Annotated in this window: 15 protein-coding genes; 7 read left to right on the forward strand and 8 right to left on the reverse strand. The window is 67.6% G+C overall.

All coding sequences use genetic code 11. The features are described from left to right. Positions 1-55: 55 nt before the first annotated feature. Complete coding sequence (locus OC373_RS04570; protein WP_261997144.1) at positions 56-2,188, reverse strand: methyl-accepting chemotaxis protein; 2,133 nt, start codon at positions 2,186-2,188, stop codon at positions 56-58. 206 nt (positions 2,189-2,394) lie between these two features. Between OC373_RS04570 and OC373_RS04575 the strand changes: the two genes are divergently transcribed. Next, positions 2,395-3,375 carry a L,D-transpeptidase gene (locus tag OC373_RS04575; RefSeq protein WP_261997145.1) on the forward strand — a complete coding sequence of 327 codons (981 nt, stop codon included), beginning with the start codon at positions 2,395-2,397 and terminating at the stop codon, positions 3,373-3,375. A gap of 4 nt (positions 3,376-3,379) precedes the next feature. Then, on the forward strand, positions 3,380-4,078 hold the full coding sequence (locus OC373_RS04580) for a M23 family metallopeptidase (RefSeq protein ID WP_102788115.1): 699 nt from the start codon (positions 3,380-3,382) through the stop codon (positions 4,076-4,078). On the opposite strand, the gene OC373_RS04585 is transcribed toward OC373_RS04580, so the two are convergent. Next, positions 4,079-4,405 (reverse strand): hypothetical protein, encoded by a 327-nt coding sequence (locus OC373_RS04585; RefSeq protein WP_019183488.1) that lies wholly within the window; start codon positions 4,403-4,405, stop codon positions 4,079-4,081. A gap of 231 nt (positions 4,406-4,636) precedes the next feature. On the opposite strand from OC373_RS04585, the gene OC373_RS04590 reads away from it, so the two are divergent. Beyond that, positions 4,637-5,047 (forward strand): hypothetical protein, encoded by a 411-nt coding sequence (locus OC373_RS04590; RefSeq protein ID WP_261997146.1) that lies wholly within the window; start codon positions 4,637-4,639, stop codon positions 5,045-5,047. Positions 5,048-5,137: 90 nt separating this feature from the next. Here OC373_RS04590 and OC373_RS04595 read toward each other — a convergent pair whose 3' ends face one another. The 4 genes from OC373_RS04595 to hflK form a co-directional block, all read right to left on the reverse strand. Beyond that, positions 5,138-6,430: an adenylosuccinate synthase gene (locus OC373_RS04595; RefSeq protein WP_019183490.1), complete on the reverse strand. Its 1,293-nt coding sequence runs from the start codon at positions 6,428-6,430 to the stop codon at positions 5,138-5,140. 290 nt (positions 6,431-6,720) lie between these two features. Then, positions 6,721-6,909 (reverse strand): DUF2065 family protein, encoded by a 189-nt coding sequence (locus tag OC373_RS04600; RefSeq protein WP_070425694.1) that lies wholly within the window; start codon positions 6,907-6,909, stop codon positions 6,721-6,723. Between the two features lie 70 nt (positions 6,910-6,979). Continuing rightward, positions 6,980-7,843, reverse strand: a complete 864-nt coding sequence (locus OC373_RS04605) for a protease modulator HflC (protein ID WP_070425695.1) — start codon at positions 7,841-7,843, stop codon at positions 6,980-6,982. Continuing rightward, positions 7,840-8,961 (reverse strand): FtsH protease activity modulator HflK, encoded by a 1,122-nt coding sequence (gene hflK, locus OC373_RS04610; protein WP_070425696.1) that lies wholly within the window; start codon positions 8,959-8,961, stop codon positions 7,840-7,842. The genes OC373_RS04605 and hflK overlap by 4 nt, the downstream gene beginning before the upstream one ends. A gap of 176 nt (positions 8,962-9,137) precedes the next feature. On the opposite strand from hflK, the gene OC373_RS04615 reads away from it, so the two are divergent. Together OC373_RS04615 and pilH are read left to right on the forward strand one after the other, a co-directional pair. Next, the gene (locus OC373_RS04615) at positions 9,138-10,133 is read left to right on the forward strand and encodes a YhdH/YhfP family quinone oxidoreductase (protein WP_261997147.1); all 996 of its coding nucleotides are present in this window, start codon (positions 9,138-9,140) and stop codon (positions 10,131-10,133) included. 89 nt (positions 10,134-10,222) lie between these two features. Next, positions 10,223-10,606, forward strand: coding sequence for a twitching motility response regulator PilH (pilH, locus tag OC373_RS04620; RefSeq protein ID WP_019186088.1), 384 nt, complete (start codon positions 10,223-10,225; stop codon positions 10,604-10,606). A gap of 10 nt (positions 10,607-10,616) precedes the next feature. Here pilH and OC373_RS04625 read toward each other — a convergent pair whose 3' ends face one another. Continuing rightward, on the reverse strand, positions 10,617-11,513 hold the full coding sequence (locus tag OC373_RS04625) for a DnaJ C-terminal domain-containing protein (protein ID WP_019186087.1): 897 nt from the start codon (positions 11,511-11,513) through the stop codon (positions 10,617-10,619). Between the two features lie 250 nt (positions 11,514-11,763). On the opposite strand from OC373_RS04625, the gene OC373_RS04630 reads away from it, so the two are divergent. Both OC373_RS04630 and OC373_RS04635 read left to right on the forward strand, forming a co-directional pair. Then, the gene (locus tag OC373_RS04630) at positions 11,764-12,246 is read left to right on the forward strand and encodes a peroxiredoxin (RefSeq protein WP_261997148.1); all 483 of its coding nucleotides are present in this window, start codon (positions 11,764-11,766) and stop codon (positions 12,244-12,246) included. A gap of 29 nt (positions 12,247-12,275) precedes the next feature. Beyond that, the gene (locus tag OC373_RS04635; protein WP_019186085.1) at positions 12,276-12,860 is read left to right on the forward strand and encodes a ferritin-like domain-containing protein; all 585 of its coding nucleotides are present in this window, start codon (positions 12,276-12,278) and stop codon (positions 12,858-12,860) included. A gap of 172 nt (positions 12,861-13,032) precedes the next feature. On the opposite strand, the gene pbpC is transcribed toward OC373_RS04635, so the two are convergent. After that, entirely contained in the window at positions 13,033-15,408 is a 2,376-nt protein-coding gene (gene pbpC, locus OC373_RS04640) for a penicillin-binding protein 1C (protein ID WP_261997149.1), read from the reverse strand. Positions 15,409-15,427 lie beyond the last annotated feature (19 nt).

The raw sequence follows: 15,427 nt of genomic DNA on the forward strand, positions 1-15,427 counted from the left end.
CGGCACAACGCCCCGCCGACGCGGGGCGTTCCGGTTTACCCGGCGGGCCGCGCGGTCATGCCGCCTGCAACGGCGCCGGCCGGACCCGCGCCGTGGCATCGGGTTCCAGGGTGAACACCGCCACCGACCCGGTCAGTGCGTGCGCCTGCTGCTCCAGCGCGCGGCTGGCGGCGGTGGCTTCTTCCACCAGCGCCGCATTCTGCTGGGTGACCTGGTCCATCTGCACTACCACCTGGTTGACCTGCTCGATGCCCGCGGCCTGTTCCTTGGTCGCCGCGGCGATGTCGCTCATCAGCTGGTTGGTGCGCGAACTGGCCTGGGTCAGGCGGGCGATCGCCGCTTCGGACTGCACCGTGACATTCAGCCCGGTCCTGACGTTGGCGCTGGCGTCGTCGATCAGCTCCTTGATCTCCTTGGCCGCGGTGCCGGCACGCTGGGCCAGGGTCCGGACCTCGGTGGCGACGACCGCGAAGCCGCGCCCGTTCTCGCCGGCGCGGGCCGCTTCCACCGCAGCGTTCAGCGCCAGGATGTTGGTCTGGAACGCGATGCCGTCGATGACCGAGGAGATCTCGGCGATGCGCGCCGAGGACTGGTCGATCTGGCTCATCACCGCCGCCATCTGCGCGATCGCCTGCTCGGTCGCCTTGACCGCGGCACCGGCTGCATGGGCTTCAAGGTCGGCCTGGTTGGCCAGTTCGGCGTTCTGCCGGACCGTGGAGGTCAGCTCTTCCATCGACGCGGCCGCCTCCTCCAGATTGGCGGCCTGCTGCTCGGTGCGGCGCGACAGGTCATTGTGGCCGGCCGCCAGTTCCTGCGCGGCATCGTTGATGCTGCCGGCCGCGCCCTGGATCTGACGCACGATGCCGGTCAACTGCCCGGCGGTCGCCGTGGCATCGTCGCGCATCTGCGCGAAGACACCCTCGTAATGGCCCTCCATCCGCGCGGTCAGGTCGCCGGTGGAGATCGCGCGCAGCACCTGCGACAGGTCGGCGATGCTGCTCTGTGAGCTGGCCATCATGCCGTTGAGCTGGGCCACCATGGCCCGGAACTGGAACTGGAAGGCCTGCTCGCTGCCGCGCACCGAGAAGTCACCGGCACGCGCGGCGGCGGCCAACGTCTCGATCTGCTGGTTGATCGCCATCAGGCTGTCCTTGACGTTGGCCATGGTGGTGGTCAACACGGCCTTCTCGCCGGGGTAGCTGTCCAGGTCGCGACTGAGGTCGCCGATCGCGTAGCGCTGCATCACCTCGACCATGTGGAACTCGACGGCGACGTGGGACCCGACCAACGCGTTCGTGGCGTGGATCATCCGCCCGAAATCGCCGGGGAAGGCCGTCTCATCCATGCGATGGCTGATGGCCCCGGCTTCATGCTGACGCGCCATGTCCAGCTGCGCGGCGATGGCGCCCTGGACGCTCTGCCGAACCGTGGCCATCGCGTTGCCGAGCTGGGTGATCTCATCGCGGCCGCCCAGATCCACGTCGTCGGCCAGATCACCCTTGGCCATCCGGTTGGCCAGACCGACGGCGCGGGCCAGCGGACCGGTCAGGCTGCCGCCGATCAGCACGGAGGCGGCGATGCCGACCACCAGCGCGATCGCCCCCAGCACCAGCAACTGCAGCAGGGTCCGCTCACCCAGCCGGATCGCCTCGGCAGCGGCCTGGCGGCTTTGCTTTTCCTCGTAGACCACGCCATTGCTGAGCGCCTGGTTCCAGCCATTGGCCGCCTGCTGCACGGCGCCGAGGGTGAGCGCCGTGGCACCGGCAACATCACCCTGCTGCAGCTGTTCGCTCATCTGCTTGTTGAGCGGACGCGCCACCGCGCGGGCCGCCGCGATGGCCTCGCCGATGGCCTTGTCCTCGGGTTGCGTGGGCAGCGCCTGGTAGGCGGCCCAGCTGGCTTCATAGCGCGCGACCAGCGCGGCGATGCGCGCTTCGTCATCGGCCAGACCGTCGCCCTGGCGGATCAGCATCTCCCGGCGCACGACCATCATCTGGTTGTTGGCATCGAGCATGTCCGAGAGCAGCCTCACCTTGGTCACGTTGACCTCGACCACCTGCTGCATCGCGCGCTTCTGCACGGCGCTGCCGGTCGCGCCGGTGGCCACGACGGCCGCCACCAGCAGCAACAACAGGCCAAAACCCATACCTAGACGCCAGACGACACTGACGTTGCGCAGATAATTCATGAGACATCCAAAAACGTGGGGGGTGGGCTGGTATCGGCGCCAGGGCCAGCGGCTTGACCGACTGCCGTGATCACGCTGTGAATGGATTCACCTTAGGCGCGCCGTAGGCGGGTTCCCGTACGCCACTCAGCCGGGCGTCAGGGTTTTCACGGCGACTGCGCACACCGGGCAGGCATGGTGGAAACACGTTCCCGCTGGAGTTGCCGATGTCCCTTCGCCTGCACCGAATCGCCCGCCTCACCGCGCTCGCCCTCGCCTTGGGAGCGTCCTCCGGCTGGGCGGTCGCACAGACGGCACCCGCGCCCACTCCCGCTGACACGGCCACCGCCAAGACACCCGTGGCGACCGGCGTCCGCTCTGATCTGCACGCGCAGGTGTTGCTGGATCGCGCCCATTTCTCGCCGGGGCAGATCGATGGCGAAGTCGGCTCGAACCAGAAACGCGCGGTCTCCGGCTTCCAGGCCGCGCGAGGATTGAAGGTCACCGGCGAACTGGACGATGCGACGTGGAAGGCCCTGCAGCCGGACAGCGCTCCGCCCCTGGTGCGCTATACGCTGACCGCCGAGGACGTTGCCGGCCCGTTCAACCCCGTGCCGAAGGGCCCGGCCGAGCAGGCCAAGTTGAAAGCGCTCGGCTTCGGCTCGGTGGAAGAGGCGCTGGGCGAACGCTTCCATGCCTCGCCGGAACTGCTCAAAACCCTTAACCCGGGCGTGGACCTGGGCAAGGCCGGCAGTGTGATCCAGGTACCGAACATCGCCGTCACGCCGCTGGCCAAGGCCAGCAAGCTGGTGATCGACAAATCCGACTCGACGCTGCGCCTGTTCGATGCCGAGGGCAAGGTGTATGCGCAGTTCCCGGTTTCCTCGGGCAGCAAGCATGACCCGCTGCCGATCGGGAAGTGGAAGATCCTGGGCATTTCGCGCGATCCGACCTTCCACTACAACCCCAAGCTCTTCTGGGACGCCAAGGCCGGTGACAGCAAGGCGGTGCTGCCGCCCGGCCCGAACAATCCGGTCGGCGTGGTCTGGATCGATATCTCCAAGCCGCACTACGGCCTGCACGGCACCCCGGAGCCCGGCCACGTTGGCAAGACCGAATCGCACGGCTGCGTGCGCATGACCAACTGGGATGCGCTGCAGGTGGCCGACGCCGTGGATGCCTCCGTGCCGGTCGTGATGCAGGAGTAAGCAGATGAAGATCCTGCGACTGCTGGCGGTGGGCCTGGTCATCGGCGTGGTCGGGTACTGGCTGCTGGGGCCTGGCCCCTCTGCCCGCCTGGGAGCCGCCGAGCCGGCCAAGATAGGCTCGGCCACGAGTTCCACCCGCGCCGCACTCGATGCGCCACCGCCACCTGCTGCCACCCCGGCCCCGACGCCGGTACCGATCCAGACCACGCCCACACCGCCCGCGCCTGACGCGGGCGGTGCCGCACCGGCACCGGCAAACGCGGCCGGCGCCTTGCTGCTCCCGGTGCAGGGCATCGGTGCCGAGCAACTGCAGGACACCTTCACCGATGCACGCAGCGAAGGTCGCGTGCACGATGCGATCGACATCCTTGCGCCAAACGGCACGCCGGTGCTGGCGGTTGCCGATGGGACGGTCGAAAAGTTGTTCGACAGCGTGCGGGGCGGGCTGACCGTGTACCAGTTCGAGCCGAGCGGCCGCTACTGCTACTACTACGCGCACCTGGACCGCTATGCCGACGGTCTGGCCGAGAAGAAGACCATCAAGCGTGGCGAGGTGATCGGCTATGTCGGCAGCACCGGCAATGCCAGCCCCGACGCGCCGCACCTGCATTTCGAGATCCACGTACTGGGCCCGGAAAAGCAGTGGTGGAAAGGCGAATCCATCAACCCCTATCCGGTGCTGAAAGGTCAGCAGGCGCTCTGATCAACGGGGGCCGGGGGTAGCGTCCCGGATCGCCCGCGCCAGTTCCCAGGCACGGCCGCGCAGCGCATCCAGGCGGTCATTGAGCTCGCCAGCGTCTGCCTTCCACTGGAAGTGGCCGTTGCTGTAATCCTGGCCAAGCGCGAGGTCGTTGAAAGACCCCATGCCACCGTAGGCGCGCAGCAGGCTTTCCGGCGCGCCGGGATTGCCCTGCTCGAGCTGGGTGATGACGCGCCGCATCCAGTCCGCCCAGTGGCGTTCGCCGTCGCCGCGCAACAGCGCTTCAAGCTCGGATACCACCGCATGCAGGGCGCGGTTCGCGCTGCTCATGCCGATGCCCGCCTCATCTCCCGTTTCCATGCCGCCCCGGTGTCTCGTCGAGTGGCTGCACAGCATGCCATGGTGTCGATGGCGCGGGCGCGAACGTTGCGGTCAGCTGCCCGGGCGCACTCAGTAAAACTACTGGCGCGAATGCGGGGAATTGCCGTTGTCGTGGTCATCCACGCGGCGGACACTGGGCCCTGACGGCACGCCCTGCCCGTTCTGGAGAAGACCGTGACGATGTCCGCGCCCCGTATCGCCCTGCTCGTGTTGTCTGGCGTACTCGCAGCAAGTGCTGCCGCGGCGCAGGACCTGCCTGCCACCGCGTCGGACCGCTTCGCGATGCTGGATCGCAATGGCGATGGCAAGGTCAGCCGTGATGAGTACGACGGTGACGCGTTCTTCCGTGTGGTCGATGCGGATCACAACTACCGCGTGAGCGTCGATGAAGTGCAGGCGGTGCTGGGGCCGCAGCGTGATGGCGAGTTCTCGGCAGCCGAATGGGTACGCATTGCCGACCAGAACGGTGACGGCGAACTGAGTGCCGAAGAGATGCGCCGCTCCTCGGAGATGCGTTTCCAACGGCTGGATGCGAACCAGGACGGCAACCTGGAGTTGTCCGAAGTACGGATGGGCATCGGCCAGCGCTGAGGCGCCCCGGCCACGAAAAAGCCCCGCTTTCGCGGGGCTTTTCCTGCACCTTCAGGCACTACCGGGCATGCCCGGCACGCCCGCGCCTGATCAGGCGAACGGGTCCTGCAGGACCATGGTGTGGTCGCGGTCCGGGCCGGTCGAGACGATGCTGACCGGGCAACCGGCCAGCTCTTCCAGCGCGCGCAGGTAAGCGCGGGCGGCCGGCGGCAGGTCATCCCAGTTGGTGATGCCGTGGGTGTTCTCGGTCCAGCCCGGGAACTCCAGGTACACCGGCGTGCATTCTTCCCAGCCCTGCGCGTCCAGCGGCGCGTACTCGGTACGCTTGCCACGGTATTCGTAGGCGATGCAGACCTTCAGCTTCTCCATGCCGTCGAGCACGTCCAGCTTGGTGATGCACAGGCCGCTGATGCCGTTGATGGCCACGGCGCGCTTGAGCGCGACGATGTCCATCCAGCCGCAGCGACGCGGGCGGCCGGTCGAAGCGCCGTATTCGGCACCGCGGTCGCGGATGCCCTGGCCGACTTCATCGTCCAGCTCGGTCGGGAACGGGCCACCGCCGACGCGGGTCGCGTAGGCCTTGGCGATGCCCAGCACGTAGTCGATCGCATCGGCGCCGACGCCGGCACCGGCCAGTGCACCACCCACGGTGGTGTTGGAGCTGGTGACGTACGGGTAGGTGCCGTGGTCGATGTCCAGCAGTGCGCCCTGGGCGCCTTCGAACAGCACGCGCTTACCCTGCTTGCGCAGGTCGTGCAGGATGCCGGCGACGTCGGACTTCATCGGCTCGACGTATTCGCCGAAGGCCAGTGCTTCGTCGTAGGTCTTCTGGAAGTCGACCGCGTCGGTATTGAGGTACTTGGTCAGCACGAAGTTGTGGTAATCCAGCGCGGTGCGCAGGAGTTCTTCCAGCTGGGCCGGGTAATGCAGGTCGGCGATGCGGATGCCGCGACGCGCCACCTTGTCTTCATACGCCGGGCCGATGCCACGGCCGGTGGTGCCGATCGCCTTGCCGCCGGCAGCGCGTTCGCGCGCCTGGTCCAGGGCGATGTGGTACGGCATGATCAGCGGCGCGGCCGGGGAGATCTTCAGGCGCGAACGCACTTCCACGCCGGAGGTTTCCAGCTCGGCGATTTCCTTCTGCAGCGCGGCCGGCGAGATCACCACGCCGTTGCCGATCAGGCACAGCGCGTCTTCGCGCAGGATGCCCGACGGGATCAGGTGCAGCACGGTCTTCTTGCCATTGATGACAAGGGTGTGGCCGGCGTTGTGGCCGCCCTGGAAACGCACTACGGCACCGATTTCCTCGGTGAGCAGATCGACGATCTTGCCCTTGCCTTCATCGCCCCACTGGGCACCAAGCACTACGACAGACTGACCCATGACGGGCTCCTCATATGTTGCGGCCATCGGGGCCGCGGACGGGTAAACCGTGGCAGGGCTGGCCAGCGCGGTGATGGCGGCTCCAAACGGGGAGCGGCCGGCGATGGAAGGCCCAGACACGGAAAAAGCCGAACGGGGAGGCCCGTCCGGCTTTTTTGCATTATCCGGGTTTCCCTGGGCAGGTGCCACCCCGCTGGCGGCCCGTGTTGGCAACCGGTCAGGACGGGGGCCCACCGGGTAGTACCGGCCAGAGGCCGGCAACCGTGTCAGGGGCCGGGCAACGTCCGGCGCTATGCGTGACGGATCCACCAGAGCGTGGTCAGGCCGGCCAGCAGGATCATCCCGCCCCACGCACGCAGGGCGCTGCTGCGCAGCATCAACAGCTGTTCGGCCATGCGCTTCCAGGCCAACGGGGCGGCGAACAGGAACAGGCCTTCAAGCACGGCGACCAGGCACAGGGCCGAGAACAACTCTTTCATGACATCTCCACCAACAAAACGGGGACCCGGTCTGCACCGGGTCCCCGTGGGTTACCTGCCGCCTGCGGCCTCAGCGATCGCTCTTGAGGTACTGCAGGAACGGGTCGTTCTTGTCGAGCACGATCACGCCGTTACCGTCGGCCATCGACCCACGATAGGCCTCCAGGCTGCGGTAGAAGGCGTAGAACGACGGGTCGGCCGAGCCGGCCTTGCCGTAGATGCGCGCGGCTTCGGCATCGCCGGCACCACGCAGCTGCTGCGCATCGCGCTCGGCTTCGGCCACGATCACCGTGCTGTCGCGGTCCGCCTGGGCACGGATGGTCAGCGACTGCTCCTCACCCTCGGCGCGCAGCTTTGCGGCCTCCTGCTTGCGCTGAGCGCGCATGCGCTCGTACACATCGTTGATCACCTGACTGTCGGTGGGCAGGTCGATCTGCTTGATGCGCAGGTCGACGATCTCCATGCCCAGTTCCTTGACCGCCTTGTTGATGCCGGTCAACTGGTTGGCGATCAGTTCGGTGCGGTCGCCCGACACCAGCTGCTGCAGGGTGCGCGAGTTGATCTGGTTGCGCAGCGAGTCGGTGATGATCGGCGCCAGGCGGGCGTTGGCCAGGGTCGCATCGCCGCCGGTGGCGCGGTAGTAGCTGCGCACGTCGGAGATCCGGCCGATGGCGAAGAAGTCCACGCTGACGTCCTTCTGCTCGGCGGTGAAGTAACGCGCCGGCGCGGTGTCCAGCACCTGGAAGCGGCGGTCGAACACCCGCACCGTTTCCACCAGCGGCACCTTGAAGTGCAGGCCCGGCTTGATGTCCGCACGGACCACCTTGCCCAGGTTCAACACCATCGCGGTCTGGTCCTCACGGACCACGTACACCGAGCCCAGCAGGCCCAGCAGGACCGCTACGGCCAGACCAATCCACAGTGAACTTCTCATCGGCTGCCCTCCTCACGACCGGTCGGGCGCGTCGTCGGACGCTCCGCATTGCGAACGCCATCCACGGCCGTGCTGGCAGGCAGCGACGGCAGCATGACTTCCGGGGTCACCGCCGGAGCGGCGTTGGTGCTGGTGCGGGTGTCGCCCGGCATCGGCACGTAGATCAGCTGGCGGCCATCGCCGCCGATGATCTTGCGGTTCTCCGAGAGCACCGTCTGCACCGTTTCCAGCCACAGGCGCTTGCGGGTGACTTCCGGGGCGTCCTTGTACTGGGCCTGCAGCAGGCTGAAGCGCTCGGCATCACCCTCGGCCTTGGCAACCACGGCCTGCTTGTAACCTTCGGCGGTGGTACGTGCACGCGAGGCCTGGCCGCGCGCTTCCGGCACGACCTTGGCCGCGTAGGCCTGGGCTTCGTTGATCAGGCGTTCCTTGACCTGCTGGGCACCGTTGACCTCGTCGAAGGCCGGCTTCACCTCTTCCGGCGGGCGCGCATCGGGCAGGGTCAGGCCGGTCACGACCAGACCGGTCTGATAGGCCTTCAGCGAGGTCTGCAGGCGCTCTTCGGCGACCACGGCCAGCGGGCCGCGGTTGTTCAGCACGGCATTGAGATCGGCACGACCGACCTGTTCGCGCACCGCGCTCTGCGCCGACTGCTCCAGCACCTGGTCGGCCGAGACCGAACCGAACAGGTACTGCTGCGGATCGGCGATGCGGTACTGCACGTTGACCGAGACGTTGACGATGTTCTCGTCCCGGGTCAGCACCGGTACCTGGCTGCTGAAGGTCTTGATCTGGGTGGCGTTGACCTTGGTCACCGACTCGATCGGCCAGGGCAGCTTGAAGTTCGGGCCGGGCCCCAGGATGCGCGAGAACTGGCCAAAGCGCAGGACCACACCGCGTTGCTGTTCGCCGATCAGCTGGAAGCTGGAGAACAGCAGCAGCAACACCGCAGCCACCGCGACCCACCGCAGGATGCCGCCATCGAACAGGTCTTTCAACGGACCGGGCAAACCGCCCCAACCGCCGCCATTGCCGCCACCGCGAGGACCGAACGGCCCACGTCGATTCTCGTCGGGGCCTTGTCCGCCCTTGTTGCCGCCGGGTGTATTCCAGGCCATGCACGCTCCATCAAGGTAAGGTTGCCTGCGGGCCACTCCCGCACCGTCAACCGTTAAAACGTTGTCGATTCTACTAGATGGGGCAGATCGACAGGATTGGAAGGGGTCACGCATCTCCGGGAACGATTCATAACCGCAGCGGGTAAGGTAGTGGTTTCCCCCCGTCAGGCATCTTCATGGCAATTCCCGACCGGTTCAACGCCTTCCGCATCCACCAGGACGATACCGGCTACCACGCCGGGCTGGAACCGATCGGGCTGGCGCAGCTCAACCCGGGCGAGGTGGTGATCCGCGCGCACTGGTCCTCGGTCAACTATAAAGATGCGTTGGCTGGCACCGGCAAGGGCAGGATCCTGCGGCGTTTCCCGCTGGTCGGCGGCATCGACGTGGCAGGCACGGTGGTGGCCTCGACCGATCCGGCCTACCGCGAGGGTGATGCGGTGCTCGCCACCGGCTGCGGGCTGAGCGAGACCCGCGATGGCGGCTACAGCCCGTATGTGCGCCTGGCCGCCAGCGCGGTGATCCGGCAACCGACGGGGCTGACCCCGCGCGAGGCGATGATCCTGGGTACGGCCGGCTTCACCGCCGCACTGGCCCTGGTGCGGATGCTGGACAATCGGCAGACCCCTGCCCACGGGCCGCTGGCCGTGACCGGGGCCACCGGCGGGGTCGGCTCGCTGGCGGTGGACATCTTTACCCGCGCGGGCTTCGAGGTGCATGCGATCAGTGGCAAGGCCGACCAGGCCGACTATCTGCGTGGCCTGGGTGCGCGCGAGGTCCTGCCGCGTGAGGTGCTGGCAACCACCCGCCCGATGGAGTCGGCGCGCTTCGGCGGTGGACTGGACAACGCGGGTGGCGCGATGCTGACCAGCCTGCTGGCCCAGACCGTGCCTTACGGGTCCGTGGTCAGTGCCGGCCTGGCCGCCAGCGCGGAGCTGGAGATGACGGTGATGCCTTTCATCATCCGCGGCGTGTCGCTGATCGGGGTGTCCTCCTCCAGTGCACCGCGCGAGCTGCGCGAAGCGGTCTGGGAAAAGCTGGGCGGCGCGTGGAAGCCGGCGCATCTGGACGCCATCTGTACGGGCGAAATCGGGCTGGATGGCCTGCCGGCGGCGTTCGATACCCTGCTTGCCGGCGGCAACCACGGCCGCACGGTGGTACGAATCGACTGAGCGTGGCAGCCGGGCGACGGACGGCACGCCCGGCGCTTCACGACGGCGCGATGCCCGCACTACACTGCGGGCATCACACGGGGAACACCATGGCACGCATTCTGATCGTCGACGATTCACCGTCGCAGCTGTTGGGGATACAGCGGATCGTCGAGAAACTCGGGCACCAGATCCTGACCGCCACCGACGGCGCGGCCGGGGTGGAAGCGGCCAAGGCCGAGCTGCCCGATCTGGTGCTGATGGACGTGGTGATGCCCAACCTCAACGGTTTCCAGGCGACCCGGACGCTGGCCCGCGACGCCTCGACCAGGCACATTCCGGTGATCCTGGTGACCACCAAGGACCAGGACACCGACCGCATGTGGGGCATGCGGCAGGGGGCGAAGGCCTACATCACCAAGCCGTTCTCCGAAGACGAGCTGTCGGAGGTGCTGGAGCGCGTTTTCAGCCACCAGGAACCGCCGACGGCGTGATGCCGATGCCTCACACCTTCTCGCCGAAGGCCTTGGCCAGCGCCTTGTAGGCCTTCTTCTGCGCCTCATCGGTGGGCGCCGGTGCGATGATTTCCAGCTCCACGATCTGATCGCCATCCGGGTTGCCCGGCAGGCCACGGCCACGCAGGCGCAGCTTGCGCCCGGCATCGGACTCGGCCGGCACCTTCAGGTCCACCGCACCGCCCAGGGTCGGCACGCTGATGCTGGTGCCCAGCGCCGCCTGCCACGGGGTCACCTGCAGGGTGTACAGGATGTTGCGGCCATCCACCTCGAACTGCGGGTGCTCGGCGTACTCCACTTCCAGCAGCAGGTTGCCGCCCCCGGTGCCCTGCCCGGTCAGGCGGATCACCTGGCCCGGGCGGATGCCCTTGGGCACGCGCACATCCAGCTGCTTGCCGTTGACGTTGATGCGCAGGCTGTCGCCCTGGTAGGCGGCCTCCAGCGGGACCGACAGCTTGGCGCGGGTGTCGCGGGTCGGCTGCGGGCCCTGGCTGGCACCGCCGAAACCGCTGGCACGCCCGCCGCCACCGCCGCGCTGGCGCGCGAACAGACTTTCGAAGAAATCGCTGAAGCCGCCGCCACCGGCGCCGCCCCCGAACACCTCCTCGAAATCATAGCCCTGCCCACCGCCGTAGTTAGGCGGGGTATGGAACTCCTCGCCGGGCCGGTAGCCCTGCGCCTTGAGCTGGTCATAGGCCGCGCGCTTCTGCGGATCGCGCAGCGCCTCATACGCCTCGTTGACCGCCTTGAATTTGTCCTCGGCCCCGGCTTCCTTGCTCACATCCGGGTGGTACTTGCGCGCCAGGCGGCGGTAAGCGGTCTTGATCTCAGCGTCGCCCGCGGTGGGTTCCACCCCGAGCGTGGCGTAGTAATCCTTGAATTCCATCCAAACACCTCGACTAAGTTCGGCCACCCGCGTGGGCGGGCGCCGTCCGCGCAATTCTAGCTGCTGCGGGTCGGCCCACCGTGACGCCGGAGGCGAATGATCCTGCGCAATGCGGCGGACATCCCGGGCGGCTACGCTGCCCCCGTGGCCCGCCTTTCCCGCTGAAGATGGGTCTGCACGGCCGGTTTTCAACATGTTGACATGGCCATCCCATGCCCCTCACTACCCTGCCTGTGTCCAAGGAGTCCGCATGACCATCCACGTTGGCGACCGCATTCCCGAAGTCACCCTCAAGCGCATCCGCGAGGGCATGGAGACCATCGATACCCATGCCCTGTTCGATTCGCGCAAGGCGGTGCTGTTCGGCGTGCCCGGCGCATTCACCCCGACCTGTTCGGCCCGGCACCTGCCCGGCTTCATCGAGCAGTTCCCGGAATTCCGCCACCGCGGCATCGAGGTGTTCTGCATGGCAGTCAACGACCCGTTTGTCATGAAGGCCTGGGCCGAGAGCCAACAGGTCCCCGAGGGGCTGCAGATGCTGTCCGACGGCAATGGTGAATTCACCCGGGCGCTGGGCCTGGAAATGGATGCCAGCAGTTCGGGCATGGGCACGCGCTCGCGTCGCTTCGCGCTGTATGTGGAAGACGGTGTCGTGCGCGAAACCTTCATCGAGGAACCCGGAAAATTCGAGGTGTCTTCAGCGCAGTACGTGCTGGAGCATCTCCCCCGCTAGACCCACGCAACAAAGGAAACCGGCCAGCCATGTCCAAGCCAGCCAACAAGCAACACAACGCCGCTCCCGACAACGCCCGTCCGCCGGGCATCAGCGACACCGCGACCCTGCGCGCCAAGGCCCGCAAGGATATCGAAGACGGCGCGATCACCGACAGTTACAGCGCCGACCGCGAGGCGGTGATCAAGCTGCTCAACGATGCGCTCGCCACCGAATACGTGTGCGTGCTGCGCTACTACCGCCATTACTTCATGGCCAAGGGCATGCTCGCCGACTCGATCAAGGCCGAGTTCCTGGAGCATGCACAGCAGGAACAGGCGCACGCCGGCAAGCTGGCCGAACGCATCGTGCAGCTCGGCGGCGAACCGGACCTCAACCCGGATACGCTTACCGCGCGCTCGCACGCCGAGTACAAGGAAGGCAGCGATCTGCGCGACATGGTCCGTGAGAACCTGATCGCCGAACGCATCGCGATCGACAGCTACCGCGAGATGATCAACTTCGTGGGCGACAAGGACACCACGACCAAGCGCATCCTGGAAGAGATCCTGGCCCAGGAAGAGGAACACGCCGACGAATTCGCCGATCTGCTCGACGGCTGGATCGGGGAGTAACCGCGGCCACGTACCGGCTCCGCGCAGGATCCGAACAGACGTGTAGTGCCGGCCGCTGGCCGGCTCCGCACAGGATCCGAACGCACTGCAATGCCGGCCAGCGGCCGGCACTACCGGTCAGGGTGGGACGCCGGCCAGCGGCCGGCACTACCGGCGTCTTCGCGACGCGACGTCAGCGCAGGATGCGGAACCGCACCTGCGTCCATGCACCATCGGCCGCCAACGCGGTCAACGTGTGCTCGCCCACCTCGTCGAAATCACGCTGGAACAGTCGCGCGCCTTCGGTGCGGGCTATCCAGCGGTCGTCCAGCAACCAATCGACCGTGGTCTCATTGCCCAGCGCCCGCAGTTGCAGCCGCACGCCGTGTTCGGCATTCGGTGCGCGTGCGAGGGTGGCGCGGTCGTTCAACCCTTCGATGTGCAGGGTGCCGCCGCTCTCACGCCCATCGTCGCTGCAATCCGGCGACAGGGCCGGCAACTGCGAGGCCTGGCGCTGGGCCTGCGGCAACCACGGTGACAACAGCGCCGGCCAGCGCGCGATCTCGCGCTGCTCTGCTTCGTGCGGCCGACTGCACTCGGGCGACAGCCGCAGCCCGGTGCGCGCATCCACCTGGAACCGCTGCAGACCCGGTTGCCACAGCCGCGCCTCGCGCTCGGCAAAGGTCGGCGGCACCACGCCATCCAGCACGAAGGCCGGCATCCGCCGTTGGCATAGTGTCGCTGCAGTCTGTTCGGCCAGGCCACCGGTGGGCCAGCAGATGTCGGTCTGCGCCACGCTCGCCGGCATCGGTGCCGCGCTCGCATCGCCGGCCTGGCGCGGCAGACTGTCGACCACTTCAAACATCAACGGCAGGGCGGTCACCGCACCGTATTGGCCGGGCAGCGGCGTGCCATCCGGTCGCCCGACCCAGACGCCCACCGTGTAATGCCGCGTGGTGCCGATCGCCCAGGCATCGCGGTAGCCGTAGCTGGTGCCGGTCTTCCAGGCCACGCGCGGGCGGCCGGTGACATCGAAGGTACCGGTGCCATAGCCCGGGCGTGGATTGGACTCGAGCACCTCCCGCGTGATCCACGCCGCGCCGGGCGACATCAGGCGCCGCTCGATCACCGCATCCCCGGCGGTGTAACGCACCCGCCCGGCGATGCCGTTGCGGTTGAACGCGGCGAAGGTACCGACCAGATCCTCCAGCCGCGCACCGGTGCCGCCCAGAATCAGCGACAGGTTCGGCGCACTGCCGTGGGGAAACCGCAGGTTGATGCCCGCATGCGACAGGCGTGCGGCGAAACGGGCCGAGCCGACCCGGTCGAGCAGGTCCACCGCGGGCACGTTGAGCGACAGGCGCAGGGCCGTGGCGGCACTGACCGGCCCGTTGAAGGCCGCATCGAAGTTGCCGGGGCGATAGCCGCCAAAACTCTGCGGCGCATCCACCATCAGGCTTTCGGAATGGATCAGGCCATCGTCCAGCGCCATGCCGTACAGGAACGGCTTGAGCGTGGAGCCCGGCGAGCGCCACGCCTGGACCATATCCACATAGCCCAGCCGCTGCTTGTCGCCGAAGGCCACCGAGCCGACGTACGCGCGGGCTTCCAGCGTGCGGTTGTCCACCACCAGCAGCGCCGCCGAGGTGCGCTCGGGCAGCTGCGAAAAGTACGAGGACACCCGTTCCTCCAGCGTGCGCTGCAGGCCGATATCCAGCGTGCTCTCGATCCGCGCGGCCCGTGGCTGTGCCGAACGCAGGCGCTGGGCGAGCAGTGCGGCATGCAGCGGCGGCTGCAGGGCGCGGGTGACCACCGGTTCGATGCGGGCGTCGTCGACCTCCTCGCGTGACCACACACCGAGGGACACCATGCGGTCGAGCACCTTGTCGCGCGCGCGTTGGGCCGCTTCCGGGTGGCGGTCCGGGCGCAACCGGCTGGGTGACTGCGGCAATACGGCCAGCAACGCCGCCTCGGCGTGCGACAGCTGCGAGGCCGGTTTGCCCAGATAGGCCCAGCTCGCCGCTTCCACGCCTTCGATGGTGCCACCGTAGGGCGCGCGCTCCAGGTACAGCGCCAGGATCTGCGCCTTGCTCAGGTGCAGCTCCAGCTGCACCGCGCGCAGCAGCTGCTTTGCCTTGCCCCACGGCGTGCGCGCATGCGGATCGAGAATGCGCGCGACCTGCATGGTCAGGGTTGAACCACCGGAGACGATCCGCTGCTCGAACAGCCATTGCTTGCCGGCCCGCAGCAGCCCCCACGGATTGATACCCGGATGCCGCCAGAACCAGCGGTCTTCGTAGTTCAGCAGTGCCTGCAGATACAGTGGCGACACACTGTCGGCCGAGGCTGGGTAGCGCCACACGCCGTCGGCGTCGGCGAACGCGCGCAACGGGGTGCCATCGCGTGCGACCACCAGGGTACTGGTATCACGCTGCCTGGGCAGCGGTAGCGGAAACGCGAGATCCAGCACCAGCAGCAGCGTGAGCACCGCAGCCGTACCCCAACGCAGGTACGGCAGCACACTGCGCACCGCCGACGCCCACCACCGCTTGGAAAAATGAGACGTCATGTCAGGTCAGCAACGAGGC

Source organism: Stenotrophomonas sp. Ste96, from assembly GCF_024519495.1.
Lineage (GTDB): Bacteria > Pseudomonadota > Gammaproteobacteria > Xanthomonadales > Xanthomonadaceae > Stenotrophomonas > Stenotrophomonas bentonitica_A.

What these genes read in the sequence shown, in the direction of transcription:
- OC373_RS04625 (WP_019186087.1), bottom strand. Translation starts at nt 11,513, where the DNA reads ATGGAATTCAAGGATTACTACGCCACGCTCGGGGTGGAACCCACCGCG.
- pilH (WP_019186088.1), top strand. Translation starts at nt 10,223, where the DNA reads ATGGCACGCATTCTGATCGTCGACGATTCACCGTCGCAGCTGTTGGGG.
- OC373_RS04635 (WP_019186085.1), top strand. Translation starts at nt 12,276, where the DNA reads ATGTCCAAGCCAGCCAACAAGCAACACAACGCCGCTCCCGACAACGCC.
- OC373_RS04605 (WP_070425695.1), bottom strand. Translation starts at nt 7,843, where the DNA reads ATGAGAAGTTCACTGTGGATTGGTCTGGCCGTAGCGGTCCTGCTGGGC.
- hflK (WP_070425696.1), bottom strand. Translation starts at nt 8,961, where the DNA reads ATGGCCTGGAATACACCCGGCGGCAACAAGGGCGGACAAGGCCCCGAC.
- OC373_RS04630 (WP_261997148.1), top strand. Translation starts at nt 11,764, where the DNA reads ATGACCATCCACGTTGGCGACCGCATTCCCGAAGTCACCCTCAAGCGC.
- OC373_RS04585 (WP_019183488.1), bottom strand. Translation starts at nt 4,405, where the DNA reads ATGAGCAGCGCGAACCGCGCCCTGCATGCGGTGGTATCCGAGCTTGAA.
- OC373_RS04570 (WP_261997144.1), bottom strand. Translation starts at nt 2,188, where the DNA reads ATGAATTATCTGCGCAACGTCAGTGTCGTCTGGCGTCTAGGTATGGGT.
- OC373_RS04580 (WP_102788115.1), top strand. Translation starts at nt 3,380, where the DNA reads ATGAAGATCCTGCGACTGCTGGCGGTGGGCCTGGTCATCGGCGTGGTC.
- OC373_RS04600 (WP_070425694.1), bottom strand. Translation starts at nt 6,909, where the DNA reads ATGAAAGAGTTGTTCTCGGCCCTGTGCCTGGTCGCCGTGCTTGAAGGC.
- OC373_RS04590 (WP_261997146.1), top strand. Translation starts at nt 4,637, where the DNA reads ATGTCCGCGCCCCGTATCGCCCTGCTCGTGTTGTCTGGCGTACTCGCA.
- pbpC (WP_261997149.1), bottom strand. Translation starts at nt 15,408, where the DNA reads ATGACGTCTCATTTTTCCAAGCGGTGGTGGGCGTCGGCGGTGCGCAGT.
- OC373_RS04595 (WP_019183490.1), bottom strand. Translation starts at nt 6,430, where the DNA reads ATGGGTCAGTCTGTCGTAGTGCTTGGTGCCCAGTGGGGCGATGAAGGC.
- OC373_RS04575 (WP_261997145.1), top strand. Translation starts at nt 2,395, where the DNA reads ATGTCCCTTCGCCTGCACCGAATCGCCCGCCTCACCGCGCTCGCCCTC.
- OC373_RS04615 (WP_261997147.1), top strand. Translation starts at nt 9,138, where the DNA reads ATGGCAATTCCCGACCGGTTCAACGCCTTCCGCATCCACCAGGACGAT.